Here is a 15,908-nt window from a genome sequence, read left to right on the forward strand (position 1 = left end):
GTCGAAGTCCAGGTCTGGCGCCTGGATGCCGGGAAATTATTGGGCCGATCGGCAATCACACCTAGTGAATTGTTTCGAACCATCTATTAGTATTCGCTCATGGATCCATCCGATCACAGCATCGCCTGGGCGCGCCGACTGCGGGTGCGGCACCTCGAGTCCTTCCTGATTCTTCACGAGGCGGGCACGCTGTCGGCCGCCGCGACGCGGCTGCATATGACGCAGTCCGCGGTGTCGCACTGGCTCAGCGAAATGGAGGATCTGGCCGGCGTCAGGCTGGCGATCCGCGGCCGCCGCCTGCAACTGACGCCGGCCGGCGAGGCCGTGCGCCGTCTCGCCGTGCGCGTGCTCGGCGAGGTATCGCGCGCCCACGACGAACTGGGCGCGATCGCCAAGGGCGCGGTCGCGCGCCTGCATGTGGGCAGCGTGCTGGCCGGCGTCGCGCACCTGATTCCGTGGGCCATCGTCGCGTTTCAGCGGACGCAGCCCAATGTGTCGATCCAGGTCACCGAAGGCGCGTTCAACACGCTGCTCGATCGCCTGGAAAAGCGCGAGTTCGATCTGGTGGTCGGCTCGATCGATGCGCGCGCCTACGGTCCGCATCTGGCGCACGAGGTGCTGTTCGAGGACGCGATGGCGGTGGTGGTCGGTCCGCACCATCCGCTGGCGCACGCCAGACGCCTGCGCTGGGACCAGCTGTTTTCGTATCCTTGGGCGATGCCGCAGCGCGAGACGCTGATGCGCACGCGGCTCGATACCGTGCTGCTCGAGCACGGCGCCGCCGGCTTGCGGCCGGCGGTCGAGACCGGCTCGATCGTCACCATGCAGGCGGTGCTGCGCGAGACGGACTATGTCGGCGTCTGCTCCGCGGCGATGGCCGAGCATCTGGCCTCGCTGGGACTGCTGCATATCCTGCCGCTCGGGGACCGGGAATCGTTCGGCCCGGTCGGGGCGGTATGGCGCAAGGGCGGCGACGACGAGGTGCTGCACGCCTTCATGCAGGCGCTGCGCGAACAGGCGGGCCGGATCCGCGCCGCCGAAGCGGGGACGGCCGCGCGGTGACGCGGGCCGTCCCGCTGCCCCGGCGAGCGCTGGCGAAGGTCATGCCGTCAGCGCGGCACGCGGATATTGTTCCTGACCTCGTCGACGCCCATCACTTCCTCGGCGATATCCTCGACGCGGTACTTGGCGCGCCGGTCCGATACGGTGCCGCTCAGCGTGACGATGCCCGAGCCGACCTCCACGGTGACCTCGGACACGTCCAGTTCGCGCGCTTCGGCAAGCCGTTCGCAGACCTCGTCGCAGATGCGCTCGTCGGTGCGCCGATAGCCCTTGGGCAAGGTGCGCGGGCGCCGCGTGCCCGTACTGCCGCCTATGCCCGCGCCGCTCCTGGTGCCGCGCTCGCCGAATTCGTTGAAGCCGACGCTGCCGCCGCCGGAGCCCATCGCGCCGGTGTCGCCGCGCCGATAGTGGTAGGCGTCACGCATGCCGCGCGAGCCGCCATAGCCGCGATGGCGCCAGGTTTCCGCGACCTCGCCGGTGCGCGGATCCTCGGGGAACCACTCCATGCCGCCGGTCACGGTGCCGCGTCCCCGGCGGTCCTCGCCGGTTTCCCTGGGCGACATTCCACGGGTATTGCCGTTGTCTCTGTTGCCGTTCATTTCGGTCTCCATCGATCATGGACGTACCGGGCAAAGGCCGCAAAAACCGTACCGCCGCCTGTTGCCGGCTGTTGCCGCCACGCGCGGCCGCCGCGGCCGCGTCACGCGCCGCGGGCCGCGAGGGTGCAATCTTTGCCGGGATGGCTTGTAAATAAGCACGGTGGAAGGCCTGCCGCTTACAGCAGCTTGTCCGGCGTGATCGGCAGGTGCCGTATCCGCTTGCCGGTCGCATGGAACACCGCATTGGCGATCGCCGCGCCGGCGCCGACGATACCGATCTCGCCGATACCCTTGGCGCCGAGCGCATTGATGTGCGGGTCGAACTCGTCGACGACCATGACATCGACCTGGCCGACATCGGCGTTCACCGGCACGTGGTACTCGGCCAGATTGCCGTTGGCGATGCGTCCGCTGCGCGGATCGAGCAACGATGCCTCGTGCAGCGCCAGGCCGATGCCCCACACCATGCCGCCCATCAACTGGCTGTGGCCGGTCTTGCGGTTCAGCAAACGGCCGACGCCGAAGGCGCCGAGCATCCGGTGCACGCGCACTTCCCCGAGATCGGGGTCGACATGGACCTCCGCGAAGATCGCGCCGAACGAATGCATCGAATGGCGCTGCGTCTCGTCGCCCGGCTCGGCCGTGCGCGTGGCCTCGATCCGTTGACCGCCATTGCGCGCCATCGCCGCCGCGATGGATTCGCGGCAGGCGGGATCGGATGCCCGGGCCAGCCAGCCGTCGGCTACCGTGACATCCTCGGGCGGCGCGCCGAACAGCGGCGAGGCACGGTCGGCCACGGCGCGGTCGATCAGCACCTGCCGTGCCGCGCTGGCTGCCGCCTGCACGGCCGGCGCCACGCTGGCCACCGTCTGCGAGCCGCCGGCGATCGGCGCGTCGGGGAAGGCGGTGTCGCCAAGCTCGAAGCGGATCTGCGCAGGCGGCATTCCCAGCGCTTCGGCCGCGACCTGCGTCATCACGGTATAGGTGCCGGTGCCCAGGTCGTGCGTCGCGCAGCGGATGCAGGCGCTGCCGTCCGGCTCGATGATGGCGGTGGCGGTGGCCGCCTGCCGCATCGCCGGATAGGTCGCGGTGGCCACGCCCATGCCGGCCAGCTTGCCATCGGCGCGCATGCTGCGCGGGGTCGGGTTGCGCTGCCACCAGCCAAATTCGTCCGCGCCGAGACGAAAGCACTCGCTCATCCGCCGGCTGGAAAACGGCAGATCCTGGCTCAGGTCGGTATCGGTATCGTTGCGCAGCCGCAGCTCGACCGGATCCACCTTCAGCGCATGGGCCAGCTCGTCCAGCGCCGATTCGAGCGCGAAGCTGCCGCTGGCATCGCCGGGCGCGCGCATGAAGGTCGGCGTGCCGATATGCAGCTTGACGAGGCGATGGCTGGTATGGACGGTCGGGCAGCCATAGAGCAGCCGCGTCATCATCGCGGCGGGCTCGACCCAGTCTTCCAGATACGAGGTCGCCGTCACCACGTCGTGGCGCAGGCCGGTCAGTGTGCCGTCCTCGCGCGCGGCGGCCAGTACGCGCTGTTCGGTCGGCGGCCGCTCGCCGGCGAGGCCAAACAGCTGCGGGCGCTCGACCGCCAGCTTGACGGGACGACCCACCGCGCGCGCCGCCATCGCGGCCAGCACCACATGCGACCAGACCGAGCCCTTGCCGCCGAAGCCGCCGCCGACGAAGGGGCAGATCACACGGACCTTGCCGGCCGGGATGCCGAAGGTCTTGGCCACGGCCTTGCGCACGCCGGCCACGTACTGCGTCGCGTCGTACAGCGTCAGCGTGTCGCCGTCCCACGCGGCGATGGTGGCGTGCGGCTCCATCGCGTTGTGGTGCTGCATCGGCGTCGTGTAGACCGCGTCGATCGTCGCCTGGGCCTCGCGCAGCGCCGCATCGAGGTCGCCGCGCGCGGTGTCCGCCGACTCGTTCTTGACCTTGCGCGGTTCGTAGGCCCGCGCCTTGGCCTTGGCGAAGTCCAGCGTCGCCGGCTGCCGGCGATACGCGATGCGCAGATGGCGCGCCGCCTCGCGGGCCTGGTCCAGCGTATCGGCCACCACCAGCGCGATCGGCTGGTTGTTGTAGTGCACGCTGGTGTCCTGCAGCAGGTTCAGCACGCGGCCGGCAGGCATCTCGCCCGCGGCCGCCTTACCGTTCTTAGGCAGCCGCGGCGCGTTGAACGGCGTCATCACCAGGCGCACGCCGGGCATCCGCTCGGCCGTGCCGGTGTCGATCGATGCCACCTCGCCGGCGGCGATGGTGCTGGTGACGATGATGGCCTGCAGTACGTTCGGCAGCCGGTGGTCGGCGGTGTAGTGCGCCCGGCCGGTGACCTTCAGCACGCCGTCGATACGGTCGAGATGGTCGTCGTGCGAGCTCATCGGATGCCTCCCGCGGTCGACAGCGCGCGGATTACCGCGCGCTGGGCCAGTTCGACCTTGAACGCATTGCCCGGGTAGGGCCGCGCGCCTTGCACGGCCAGCGCGGCGGTCCGGCGCAGCGCGGCTTCGTCGAGCGGGCGATCGAGCAGCGCTTGCTCGGCCGCCTGCGCGCGCCACGGCTTGTGCGCGACCCCACCCAGCACGATGCGCGCCGCGCGCACGATGCTGCCATCCAGTTGCAGCGCGGCGGCGACCGAGACCAGCGCGAATGCATAGCTGGCGCGGTCGCGCACCTTCAGGTAGTGGCAATGGCCGCCCCAGCGCGATGGCGGCAATTCCACCGCAACGATCAGCTCGCCGGGTTCGAGGTTGGTATCGCGCTCGGGCGTGTCGCCGGGCAGCCGGTGAAAGTCCTGCAGCGGCATGCGGCGCTCGCCGTCAGCGCTGCGCACGACCACCGTTGCGTCCAGTGCCAGCAAGGCCACGCACATGTCCGACGGATGCGTGGCGATGCAATGCTCGCTGGCACCGAGGATCGCATGCTGGCGCTGCACGCCGTCGCGCGCGGCGCAGCCCGAGCCGGGGTCGCGCTTGTTGCAGGCGTCGAAGCCGATGTCGTAGAAGTAATGGCAGCGCGTGCGCTGCATCAGATTGCCGCCGATCGTCGCCATATTGCGCAGCTGCGGCGAGGCGCCGGCCAGCAGCGCAGCCTGCAGCAGCGGATAGTGCGCGCGCACCAGCGGATGATCGGCGGCATCGGCATTGCCGACCATCGCGCCAATGCGGATGCCGCCATCGGGCGTTGCATCGATGCTTGCCAGCGGCAGCCGGCCGACATCGACCAGCCGCTGTGGCCGTTCGACGCCGGCCTTGATCAGATCGAGCAGATTGGTGCCGCCCGCGACGAAGCGCGCGCCGGGCTGCTTGCCCAGCTGCAGCGCCGTGTCGAGGCTGTCGGCGCGGTCGTAGTCGAATGAATGCATGGCGGCGGTTCCGGGCTCAGCGGGAATCGATATGCCCATCGCCGGCGCGCTGCGTGTCGCCGCGGCCGTCGTGCGCCGCGACCGACCGGATCGCTGCAACGATATTGGGATAAGCCCCGCAGCGGCACAGGTTGCCGCTCATCCGCTCGCGGATCTCGTCGTCGGTCAGCGCCGCCGCCGAGTGCGCCCCGTGCGCCGATTGCCCCGGCGGCGTTACCGCGCTGGCCCGGCCGTCGCGCGCCTCGGCCAGCATCGCCACCGCCGAGCAGATCTGGCCCGGCGTGCAGTAGCCGCATTGCAGCGCGTCATGCGCGACGAAGGCGGCCTGCATCGGATGCAGGCGGTCGCCATCGGCGAGCCCTTCTATCGTGGTGATGTCGCGGTCTACCTGCATCACGGCCAGCGTCAGGCAGGCATTGATGCGGCGGCCATCGACCAGCACCGTGCACGCCCCGCACTGGCCACGGTCGCAGCCCTTCTTGGTGCCGGTCAGACCCAACTGCTCCCGCAGCGCGTCGAGCAGCGAGGTACGGGGTTCGACCGTCAGCACATGCAGCACGCCGTTGACGCGCAGTTCGATGGTCCGGGGCGGCGGTGCCGAGGCGGGGGCCGAGGGAGCGTTTGCGGCCGGCGGTGAGGATGGGGCCAGGGTCCTGGCCGGTTCCGAATGCGTCAGGGACATGGGGCGAATCCGCTTCGACGGGGTTTGCCGCGCCATGCGGCGGCAATACCGGGTTTCCGGCTTCGAGCAAATTCGGTGCCCAATGGGGAAGCGTGCGGCGCGATGCGCCTGGCGGGCGTAGCGAGCGTCAGTGTCGACGCTGGGGGAGGGGACGCTTGTAAGAATTGCGCGTCCGGCAACGCGGCGATGTCAATTGCCGCCAGCACGTCGTCCCCGCTTGTGCGGGGACAACGGTGCTACAGCGGCGTGGCCGTCTTCACACCTGGGTGATGAACTTGGTCACCAGGTAGCCATCGAAGGTCTCCATGCCGCCTTCGCTGCCGATGCCGGAGTCCTTGATGCCGCCGAACGGCGTCTCGGCCAGTGCCATGCCGAAATGGTTGATATTGACCATGCCGGCCTCGAGCCCGTTCGACACCAGCGTCGCGGTCTTCAGCGAGTTGGTAAATACATACGAGGCCAGGCCGTACGGCAGGCTGTTGGCGCGCCGCAGCGCTTCCTCGGCGTCCTTGAAGCGCGTCACCGGCGCCACCGGGCCGAACGGCTCGTCGACCATCAGCCTGGCGTCGTCGGGAAGGTCGGTGACCACGGTCGGCGCGAAGAAATAGCCCTTGCTGCCGATCCGAGCGCCGCCGGCGACGACCTTGCCGCCGCGATGGCTGGCATCGTCGAGGAACTGCTCCATCGAGGCGATGCGGCGCTCGTGCGCGAGCGGACCCATCTGCGTGCCGTCCTCCAGGCCGTCGCCGACCTTGATCGATCCCATGACCTCGGTGAAGCGGGCCAGGAAGCGGTCGTAGGCCTTTTCCTGGACGTAGAAGCGGGTCGGCGACACGCAGACCTGGCCGGCATTGCGGATCTTGAAGCGGGCCAGCATCTCGGCGGCCGGTTCGATATCGGCGTCGTCGAACACCAGCACCGGCGAATGGCCGCCGAGCTCCATCGTCACGCGCTTCATGTGTGCGCCGGCCAGCGCGGCCAGCTGCTTGCCGACCGGCACCGAGCCGGTGAACGAGATCTTGCGCACGATCGGCGATTCGATCAGATAGGTCGAGACCTCGCTCGGCACGCCGCAGACGATGTTCAGCACGCCCGGCGGCAGGCCGGCGTCGTGGAACAGCTGGGCCAGCGCGACCACGGCGCTGGGCGAATCCTCCGGACCCTTCAGGATCAGCGTGCAGCCCGCGCCGAGCGCCGACACGATCTTGCGGATCGCCTGGTTGAAGGGGAAGTTCCACGGCGTGAAGGCGGCGCAGACGCCGATCGGCTCGCGCACGACGATCTGCCGCACGTTCGGATTGCGCGGCGGAATCACGCGGCCATAGATGCGGCGGCACTCCTCGGCATGCCAGTCGGCATGCTCGGCGCAGATCATCACCTCGGCGACCGCCTCGGCCAGCGGCTTGCCCTGGTCCAGCGTGATATTGCGGCCGATTTCCTTCGCGCGCTCGCGGGTCAACTCACCGACGCGGCGCAGGATCTTCGCGCGCTCCAGCGGCGAGGTCTTCTTCCAGCTGTCGAAGGCACGCTGCGCGGCGGCCAGGGCGCGGTCCAGATCCGCGGTGCTGGCGTGCGGCAGTTTGCCCAGCACTTCCTGCGTGGCGGGATTGATCACGTCCTGCTCGCGGCGGCCGCCGCCTTTGACGAACTCCCCATCGATATAAAGGGCGAGGTCCTGGTACATGGCTTCTCCTGTGTCCTGTGTCGTGAGTCCTGGGTCCGCTGGCTGGAACCGGCGTTGGCCGTGAGGGCGCCCACAGCTCCGAACCCGTTAGCTTACCGCGTCGGGCCTGGCGGCGTGGCTGGCGCGGCGGATGCGTTCGATGGCCGTTCCTTTCAACGAGCCTACATCTCGCTTTCACGTCCCTTTCAAAAAGCATCACGTCATGATGCAAGCGTGGATTTGTTGCCGTGGTTAACCCTGAAACCAGACAACTGAAAGGGCGCTGAAAGCACGCTTCTCTAACGTTGCATCCGCTTTCGGCACAGGGCTTGTGCCGTGCGGCTTTGCATTTAACGAGGAGAATCATGTTGCGCATACGCAGCCAAAAGGACTTCGCCTCCGGCCTGATGTTCGTGCTGGTCGGCCTGGGCTTTTCCTTTGTCGCTCGCGGCTATTCGATGGGGACGGCCGCGAAGATGGGTCCCGGATATTTCCCCTTCCTGCTCGGCCTGGTATTGGCCGGACTCGGCGCGCTGGTGCTGCTGAGCTCGCTGTCGAGCAAGGGCGAGGAAGACCGGATGGAGCGCTGGGACATCAAGATCCTGCTGTGGATCCTGGGTTCGGTGGTGCTGTTCGGCCTGTTGCTCAAGCCGCTCGGCATGGTGCTGTCGGTGTTCGTGCTGGTGGTCGTGTCGTCGATGGCCAGCCATGAATTCAGCTGGAAGGGCGCGCTGCTCAACAGCGTGGTGCTGGTGCTGATCAGCATGGGCGCCTTTGTCTACGGCATCAACCTGCAGATGCCGGTGTGGCCGGCGTTCATCACGGGCTAAGGAGCGCGCAGATGGAATTGCTTGAACATTTGACGCTCGGCTTTTCGACCGCGCTGTCGTTCCAGAACCTGGCCTACGCGTTTCTCGGCTGCCTGCTCGGCACGCTGATCGGCGTGCTGCCGGGCCTCGGCCCGCTCGCGACGATCGCGATGCTGCTGCCGATCACCTACACGCTGCCGCCGGTGGCCGCGCTGATCATGCTGGCCGGCATCTACTACGGCGCGCAGTACGGCGGCTCGACCACCGCGATCCTGGTCAACCTGCCGGGCGAATCGTCGTCGGTGGTGACCACGATCGACGGCTATCAGATGGCGCGGCGCGGACGTGCGGGCGTGGCGCTGGCCACCGCCGGCCTCGGCTCGTTCTTCGCCGGCTGCGTGGCCACGCTGATCCTGGCGGCCTTCGCCGGTCCGCTGTCGGAGCTGGCCTTCAAGTTCGGCCCGGCCGAATACTTCTCGCTGATGGTGCTGGGCCTGATCGGCGCCGTGGTGCTGGCTTCGGGCTCGCTGGTCAAGGCGATCTCGATGATCGTGCTGGGCCTGCTGCTGGGTCTGGTCGGTACCGACGTCAACTCCGGCGCGGCACGCTTCTCGTTCGACATCCCGGAGCTGACCGACGGCATCGACTTCGTTGCGCTGGCCATGGGCATGTTCGGCTTCGCCGAGATCATCGCCAACCTGGAGCAGAAGGAAAACCGCGAGACCTTCACCGATCGCGTGACCAACCTGTTCCCGACCAAGGCCGACTTCAAGCGGATGATCCCGGCGGTGCTGCGCGGTACCGCGCTGGGTTCGGCGCTGGGCATCCTGCCGGGCGGTGGCGCCTCGCTGGCTTCGTTCGCGGCGTACACGCTGGAGAAGAAGTCGTCGAAGTACTCGCACGAGTTCGGCAAGGGCGCGATCGAAGGCGTGGCGGGTCCGGAATCGGCCAACAACGCGGCGGCACAGACCTCGTTCATCCCGCTGCTGACGCTGGGCATTCCACCCAACGCGGTGATGGCGCTGATGGTCGGTGCGATGACGATCCACAACATCCAGCCGGGTCCGCAGGTGATGACCAGCAACCCGCAGCTGTTCTGGGGCCTGATCGCCTCGATGTGGATCGGCAACCTGATGCTGATCATCCTGAACCTGCCGCTGATCGGCATCTGGGTCAAGCTGCTGACGGTGCCGTATCGCTTCCTGTACCCGGCGATCCTGGTGTTCTGCGGTATTGGCGTCTACTCGGTCAACAACCAGACCTTCGACGTCTTCATGGCCGCGGGCTTCGGCGTGGTGGGCTATCTGTTCCTGAAGCTCAAGTGCGAACCGGCGCCGCTGCTGCTCGGCTTCGTGCTCGGACCGATGATGGAAGAGAACTTCCGCCGCACGCTGCTGCTCTCGCGTGGCGAGTTCTCGGTGTTCTTCACCCGTCCGCTGTCGATGGGCCTGCTGATTGCCGCCGCGGCGCTGGTGGCGGTGGTGGCGCTGCCCTCGATCAAGGCCAAGCGCGAAATCGCCTTCCAGGAGGAGTAGAGAAAAACCGGGCCGGCCGGCGCCGCGGAGCCATTCCGGGCGCCGGCCGGTCCGGTCGTTTGCGCATGTCTATCGTTGCATGAAAAGACCAACCATCGATAGTCTCGTTTCCCGGCTCTATATCCTGAAGTTCGTGCAGTCCAGTCCGGCCACGGTGCTCGCTCTCGTCGAGCGGCTGCGCGAACATGGCATCGAGAAGAACATCCGCTCGCTGCGCCCGATCCTGCGCAGCCTGCTGATCGCACGGGCGATCACCGCGGAACTGGTCGAAGGCAACGGCCGGGTCTACTCGATCACCGACAGCGGCCGCGAAGAGCTGGACGCCTACCTGTCCCATCTCGATGTGCTGCAAAACGAAATCGGCGGCGACCGTTAAGGCCGCCGCCGATTGTCGTTTGGGGCTACCGGTTTTCTTCTCCCCTCTCCCTCTTGCGGAAGAGAGGCGGGGGGAGAGGGCGGGGCGGTCGATGTGCGACCGCGCTTCAAGACCACCCCCTCTCCCCGGCCCTCTCCCCCTGAGGGGGAGAGGGAGAACACAGTCGGGTCGAGCTACCGTTGGATCGCCTGACTTACTGGCTGACCAACTCGATCGCCGTCTGCGAGTCGTCGTTGGCCTTGGCCACCAGCACCTTGATGTTGTTCGGCACGGCGGATGCGATGCCATCGACCGGGATCGGCATGATCAGCCAGTCGGCGTTGTTGTCGATCGTGATCGCGCCCGAGCTGAAGATCACCTGCTTGGTACCCGCGGTGGTAATGCGGATCTGGTAGTTGTTGCCGCCGTCGAACTCGTTCGAGTCCTGGCCCGAGGCCGGCACCGCCGACTTGTAGGCCACGTTGGCAAACGTCGGGTTGACCGTATTCAGATCCACCGACGGGGCGGTCACGTAGATATCGACGTTCTGCGCATTGAACGCCGCGTTGACCGCGCGCACCCGGGCCTTGTTCGACAGCAGGCCCTTCTCGTACGGATCGTCGATTACCAGCGTATCGGCGCGGTCGTCGCCCGGCAGCGCCACGATCGTGTACTTGTGGCCCGTGGCCGCGTCGACCTGGGCGCGGCCCACTTCGGTCTGCGTGCCGGCGGCGTTGAACGTGAACAGGTGGTTGCCATCATCGACGTCCGAATAGCGGGCGACGAACTTGTACGGAATGTTCTGCAGGGACGTCCGGGCGCCGTTCTGATAGACGTCGAGATTGAGTTGGGTCGGGATCGGAGGCACGGCGTGGATTACGCGCGTCTGTGGTTCGTTCAGGCCGAGACGGTCGTCGATGCCATCATCGCCGCCGCCGCATGCCGCCAGCATGGCGCTGGCCGCCACCATCAGTCCCAGTGCAATCCCGGATTTCGAGAACAGCTTCATGGATTTCCCCTTGCAGGTGAAATGAAATCGAAGAAGTTACGGGGCCGCCCGCGTAGCGCCACCTGATGGCCAAGGGCTGGCGAATCCGTTGGCATCGGGTGCCAACGGATCGCAGCAATCCTGGTGGTGGTCCGGGTCCGGCCGCGTGCCGTGATGGAACGATAGTGGGGGGGCCGATGAGCCGAAACGCTGCGCTCTCCGATATAGGTGTCGGAGAAATCCGACAGCCTGTTGCGTCACACCCGCCACCCTAGACGTAGCAACGGATCGCCCGTGTCGTTCCGCATAGCGGAAGCGATTCACTCGTAAAGCGCTGGTTGTCTACCAGCGTTTGCCATTGTTTTAACTGGCCAGGCCCCTCATCCTTCACCCCGCTTGCTTTTTTCCAATTTTTCGTCACACTTGCCGGGATAGCTGACCGAGCACGATGTCGACAATCACAAACGGGGCGGGGATAGTGGCCAGGTCGGAGGCGATGGCGGCTGGCGCGGTTCCGGCGGCGGACACCGATCCGTTGACCGGGGTAGCAAGCCGCCCATTCTTCTTGAGCAAGCTCGAGGCGCGCCTGCAGACCGAGGCCGTGCCGCGCTGCGCGCTGGTGCTGATCGGCATCGACGACTTCCGCGCCTTCAATGACATGCATGGCCATCGCGAGGGTGACCGCATCCTCCAGCAGATGGCCCGCCGCTTGCGCGACGCCTCGCCGCGCGATGCCGTGATCGGCCGCACCGGCGGCGACGAGTTCGCGGTGCTGCTTCCCTCGATCTACGACCCCACGCTGGTGCGCCACGTCAGCGCGGCGATCCTGTCGCTGCTGTCCGAGCCGTATGACTGCAATGGCCACCGCCACTATGTGCTGGCGAGCCTGGGCGCCTGCGTGATGCCGGCCGGCGGGGACAATGCCTCGGATGCGCTGGCGTCGGCCAGCCTCGCGCTGGCACGCGCCAAGCGCGACGGCGGCCGCACGATCCGTTTCTTCAAGGCGCAGATGCGCGCCGACGTGACCAGCCGGCTGTCGCTGGTGCAGGCCCTGCGCGAAGCCTATGCGCAGCGGCAATTCGAGCTGCTGTACCAGCCGCAGGTCGATCTGCGCGATGGCCGCATCGTCGGCGCCGAGGCGCTGATGCGCTGGCGCCATCCGACCCAGGGCCTGCTCGCTCCCGCCGCCTTTATCGATGCGCTGGCCGCGAGCAGCGTCGCGGTCGACGTGGGCATGTGGCTGCTGCAGACCGCGTGCGCGCAGGCGCGGGCCTGGTCGCTGCAGTTCGAGCAGGCGCCTCGCGTGGCGATCAATCTGTTCGCCGCGCAACTGGCCGAAAGCCGCCTGCTGACCGAGGTCCGGCACGTGCTGCGAGAACTCGCGCTGGAGCCCAACCGGCTGGAACTGGAAATCACCGAGACGATTGCGCTGCAACAGGGCGACGAGGTCTCCGGCCAGCTGCAGACGCTGCGCCGCGACGGCGTGACGCTGACCTGCGACGACTTTGGCACCGGCTATGCGTCGCTGAGCTTCCTGAAGACCTTTCCGGTCGACCGCATCAAGATCGACCAGTCGTTCATCCGCAACGTGACGCAGGACCCGGTCGACGCGGCCATCGTTCGCTCGGTGATCAACGTCGGTGCGAGCCTGCGCATCGGCGTGATCGCCGAAGGCGTCGAGACGGTGGAGCAGCGCGATTTCCTGCTGGCGAACGGCTGCCACGAGGTCCAGGGTTATCTGTATGGCAAGCCGATGCCGGCGGACCAATTGACCGATCGCTTGTACGAACAGCAGCGACTGGCCAAGGACTGAAGAAAAAAGCGCCGATCGGTTCTTCCTGTCGTTCCCGCGCACGCGGGAACCCAGTGACTGCCCTGGCGGATTGAAGACACTGGGCCCCCGCTTTCGCGGGGGCGACCAGCACTACCGCACTTCCGATTCTCTTACTTCGCCAGCTCCGACAGCCGCACCTGGCTGATCTTGCCGCCCTGGACCCAGCCGACCACGGTATCGGCCATCGAGCCGCCCTTGGCGTCGATGCCATCGATCTCGTTCGGGTTCAGCTCCTTCGGCAGCGTCTTCATCGCGTCGGGCATCTTGGCGCGGATCGCCGTGGCGTCGGTAGTGGTGCCGGCCAGCTTCATCGCGTTGGCCAGCGTATGGACCATCGTGTAGTTCAGCGACATCTCGGTGGTCGCATCCTTGCCGTCGTGCAGCTTCTTGTACTTGTTGTTGAAGGCCTGCGTGGCCGGCCGGCTGTCGCTGTTCAGCGGCAGCACGCCGATGGCGCCTTCCAGCATGCCCAGGCCGTTGGTCACGCGCGCCATTTCATCGAGCTTGGCCTGGTCCATCACGATGAAGCCGCCCTTGAAGCCGAGCTCACGCGCCTGCTTGACGACCAGCGCGGTCGGCTCCGACGGACCGCCGACGAACAGCACGTCCGGCTTGTCGGCGATCACGCGCGAGACGCCGCTATAGAAGTCGGTCGCCTTGGTATAGGACATCGGGTTGTTGCCGACGACCTTGCCGCCCGCCTTCTCCCAGGCCGGCACGAAGGCCTGCACCCAGGCCTTGGCGTAGTCGTGGTCGGCCGGCACCAGCGCGACGTTCTTGCCGAAGCGCTTCATCTGCGCCTTGACGAACGGTTCGATATAGCCGGTGTACGCCGGCGGGATGCGGATCGTCAGCTTGTTGCCGGCGTCGGTGATGCGCGGCACGCTCGAGTACGCCATCACCATGAACTTCTCTTGTTCGTTGAAGGCCTGCAGCGCGAAGATGCCGCCCGAGTGCGGCACGAACACGGCCGGCGTCTTGTGCTGCTGCACCAGCCGGCGCGCGTTGATCGCCGATTCGGCCGGCGCGTACTTGTCATCGAGCGCGACCACTTCGAACTTGACCTTCTTGCCGCCGACCTCGACGCCGCTGGCATTGAGCTCGTCGACCGCCATCTGGATGCCCGACAGCACGTTCTTGCCGTACAGCGCGGCGCCGCCGGACAGCGGGCCGGTGTAGCCGAGCTTGACCACTTCCTGCGCGAAGGCCGCGCCGGAGGCCAGCAATGCGGCCAGCGCGGTGGCGGCCAGCGGCAACAGCTTGCGGCGGGGTTTGGTGGCGTTCTGCATGTTCCGTCTCCTTAAACGATGAAAGTGCCATCGGGTCGTGGCCCGGATGGTCTTGGTTGAATGCAAATTTCCGCTTGGGTCAATTGCGATCGCAGGACGAAGCCGCTGGGTCCCCGCTTTCGCGGGGACGACACCAGGAGGTCCGTCGTCCCCGCGCAGGCGGGGACCCAGCGTCTTTCAGCAAGCCATTACCCGCCGATATAAGCCCGCCGCACCCCCTCGTCATTGAGCAGCGAATCGCGATCGCCCTCCATCACGATGCGTCCGCCCTCGATCACGTAGCCGCGATGGGCGATGCCCAGCGCCGCATAGGCGTTCTGTTCGGCCAGCAGCACAGTGGTGCCCGCGCGGTTGATCCGCTGGATCACCTCGAACATCTGCTTGACCACCAGCGGCGCCAGCCCCAGCGACGGTTCGTCGAGCAGCAGCGCGCGCGGCCGGCCCATCAGCGCGCGGCCGAGTGCGACCATCTGCTGCTGGCCGCCTGACAGCGAGCCGGCCGGATCGTCCTTCTTCTGCTGCAGGATCGGGAACAGCTCGTAGACCTCGTCGAGCGAGCGCTTGATGCCGGCGCTGTCGCGGCGATGCACATAGGCGCCCAGCGTCAGGTTCTTCTGCACGCTCATCGCCGGGAACAGCTTGCGGCCCTCGGGGCAGTGCACCAACCCGGCCTGCACGATCTGCGACGGCTTCATGCCGGACAGCTCGCGGCCGTCGAAGCGCATGCTGCCGCCGCTGGTCCGGTGGATGCCGCTCATCGCCAGGAAGATCGAACTCTTGCCGGCGCCGTTCGCGCCGAGCAGCACCACCAGTTCGCCCGCCTTGGCGTGCAGCGTGATGTTGTCGAGCGCGCGGAAGCTGCCGTAGGAAAGCGATACGCGTTCAAGCTGCAACATGGTCGGCTCCCAGATAGGCTTCGATGACCTGCGGATTGCGCTGGATTTCCGCCGGCGTGCCCTCGGCGATCTTCTCGCCGTAGTTCAGCACCATGATCTTGTCGGCGAGCCGCATGATCATGTCCATCTTGTGTTCGATCAGGCAGACCGTCTTGCCGTGCCGGACCATCTTGCGGATCAGCTCGGCCAGGCCAACGGTCTCCTCGGGATTGACGCCGCCGGCCGGCTCGTCGAGCAGCAGCAGCTCGGGCCCGGTGGCCAGCGCCAGCGCAAAGGCGACGCGCTTGCGCTCCTCCTGCGTGATGTCCGACGCCACCTCATGCGCGAGATGCGACAGCCCGACGAAGTCCAGCGCCTCCTCGGCCTTGTCGCGGCACAGCCGTTCTTCCTCGCGCAGCCGCTTCGTGTTGAACAGCACGTCGCGCAGGCCCGCATGGGTGCGCAGCCGATGGCCGACGATCAGGTTGTCGAGCACGGTGGCGCGATCGAACAGCGCGGTGGCCTGGAAGGTCCGCGCGATGCCCATCCGCGCGATGCGGTCGGCCCGCATGCCCGCCACGTTGCTGCCCTTGAACAGCACCTCGCCCGAGGTCGGCGCATGGGTGCCGGCGACCAGGTTGAAGAAGGTCGTCTTGCCGGCGCCGTTGGGGCCGATGATGGCGTTGATATGGCCGGCCTCGAAGGTCACCGAGACATCGTTGACCGCGGTCAGCCCGCCGAATTTCTTGGTCAGGTTGCGGATCTCAAGCATGGTCGGCTCCGGCGGAAGCGGGGGCGGGGGCAGCGGCCTTGCCGTCGGCCGCACCGGCGGCGGCATGACCACCAT

Annotated in this window: 14 protein-coding genes; 5 read left to right on the forward strand and 9 right to left on the reverse strand. The window is 67.2% G+C overall.

The genetic code is table 11. The features are described from left to right. The first annotated feature begins 99 nt into the window (after positions 1 to 99). Positions 100 to 1,062: a LysR family transcriptional regulator gene (locus tag B551_RS12390; RefSeq protein ID WP_006578684.1), complete on the forward strand. Its 963-nt coding sequence runs from the start codon at positions 100 to 102 to the stop codon at positions 1,060 to 1,062. 47 nt (positions 1,063 to 1,109) lie between these two features. Here the strand turns inward: B551_RS12390 and B551_RS12395 are convergent, their stop codons facing one another. From B551_RS12395 to B551_RS12415, 5 genes are all read right to left on the reverse strand, one after another. Then, positions 1,110 to 1,661 (reverse strand): BON domain-containing protein, encoded by a 552-nt coding sequence (locus B551_RS12395; protein ID WP_006578683.1) that lies wholly within the window; start codon positions 1,659 to 1,661, stop codon positions 1,110 to 1,112. A 176-nt stretch (positions 1,662 to 1,837) separates the two neighbouring features. Continuing rightward, on the reverse strand, positions 1,838 to 4,048 hold the full coding sequence (locus tag B551_RS12400) for a xanthine dehydrogenase family protein molybdopterin-binding subunit (protein WP_023264197.1): 2,211 nt from the start codon (positions 4,046 to 4,048) through the stop codon (positions 1,838 to 1,840). After that, a complete protein-coding gene (locus tag B551_RS12405) occupies positions 4,045 to 5,031 on the reverse strand; it encodes a xanthine dehydrogenase family protein subunit M (RefSeq protein WP_006579490.1) in 987 nt (328 codons plus the stop codon). The genes B551_RS12400 and B551_RS12405 overlap by 4 nt, the downstream gene beginning before the upstream one ends. Positions 5,032 to 5,047: 16 nt before the next feature. Continuing rightward, positions 5,048 to 5,713 carry a (2Fe-2S)-binding protein gene (locus B551_RS12410; RefSeq protein WP_023264198.1) on the reverse strand — a complete coding sequence of 222 codons (666 nt, stop codon included), beginning with the start codon at positions 5,711 to 5,713 and terminating at the stop codon, positions 5,048 to 5,050. Between the two features lie 256 nt (positions 5,714 to 5,969). Further along, positions 5,970 to 7,397 (reverse strand): NAD-dependent succinate-semialdehyde dehydrogenase, encoded by a 1,428-nt coding sequence (locus B551_RS12415; protein ID WP_006579512.1) that lies wholly within the window; start codon positions 7,395 to 7,397, stop codon positions 5,970 to 5,972. Between the two features lie 347 nt (positions 7,398 to 7,744). On the opposite strand from B551_RS12415, the gene B551_RS12420 reads away from it, so the two are divergent. The 3 genes from B551_RS12420 (at position 7,745) to B551_RS12430 (ending at position 10,096) form a co-directional block, all read left to right on the forward strand. Further along, positions 7,745 to 8,206 (forward strand): tripartite tricarboxylate transporter TctB family protein, encoded by a 462-nt coding sequence (locus B551_RS12420; protein ID WP_006579511.1) that lies wholly within the window; start codon positions 7,745 to 7,747, stop codon positions 8,204 to 8,206. 11 nt (positions 8,207 to 8,217) lie between these two features. Beyond that, positions 8,218 to 9,720: a tripartite tricarboxylate transporter permease gene (locus B551_RS12425; RefSeq protein ID WP_006579510.1), complete on the forward strand. Its 1,503-nt coding sequence runs from the start codon at positions 8,218 to 8,220 to the stop codon at positions 9,718 to 9,720. A 79-nt stretch (positions 9,721 to 9,799) separates the two neighbouring features. Beyond that, positions 9,800 to 10,096 (forward strand): helix-turn-helix transcriptional regulator, encoded by a 297-nt coding sequence (locus B551_RS12430; protein WP_023264200.1) that lies wholly within the window; start codon positions 9,800 to 9,802, stop codon positions 10,094 to 10,096. A gap of 193 nt (positions 10,097 to 10,289) precedes the next feature. Here B551_RS12430 and B551_RS12435 read toward each other — a convergent pair whose 3' ends face one another. Further along, a complete protein-coding gene (locus B551_RS12435; protein ID WP_006579508.1) occupies positions 10,290 to 11,084 on the reverse strand; it encodes a DUF4397 domain-containing protein in 795 nt (264 codons plus the stop codon). Positions 11,085 to 11,538: 454 nt separating this feature from the next. On the opposite strand from B551_RS12435, the gene B551_RS12440 reads away from it, so the two are divergent. After that, entirely contained in the window at positions 11,539 to 12,876 is a 1,338-nt protein-coding gene (locus tag B551_RS12440) for a bifunctional diguanylate cyclase/phosphodiesterase (protein WP_043439229.1), read from the forward strand. Between the two features lie 131 nt (positions 12,877 to 13,007). Here the strand turns inward: B551_RS12440 and B551_RS12445 are convergent, their stop codons facing one another. From B551_RS12445 to B551_RS12455, 3 genes are all read right to left on the reverse strand, one after another. Continuing rightward, on the reverse strand, positions 13,008 to 14,186 hold the full coding sequence (locus B551_RS12445) for an ABC transporter substrate-binding protein (protein WP_006579506.1): 1,179 nt from the start codon (positions 14,184 to 14,186) through the stop codon (positions 13,008 to 13,010). 188 nt (positions 14,187 to 14,374) lie between these two features. Next, positions 14,375 to 15,082 (reverse strand): ABC transporter ATP-binding protein, encoded by a 708-nt coding sequence (locus B551_RS12450; protein ID WP_006579505.1) that lies wholly within the window; start codon positions 15,080 to 15,082, stop codon positions 14,375 to 14,377. Beyond that, the gene (locus tag B551_RS12455) at positions 15,069 to 15,833 is read right to left on the reverse strand and encodes an ABC transporter ATP-binding protein (RefSeq protein ID WP_006579504.1); all 765 of its coding nucleotides are present in this window, start codon (positions 15,831 to 15,833) and stop codon (positions 15,069 to 15,071) included. Before B551_RS12455 ends, B551_RS12450 begins: the two co-directional genes overlap by 14 nt. Positions 15,834 to 15,908 lie beyond the last annotated feature (75 nt).

Origin of the sequence: Cupriavidus sp. HPC(L), assembly GCF_000307735.3 — a bacterium.
Classification (GTDB): Bacteria; Pseudomonadota; Gammaproteobacteria; order Burkholderiales; family Burkholderiaceae; genus Cupriavidus.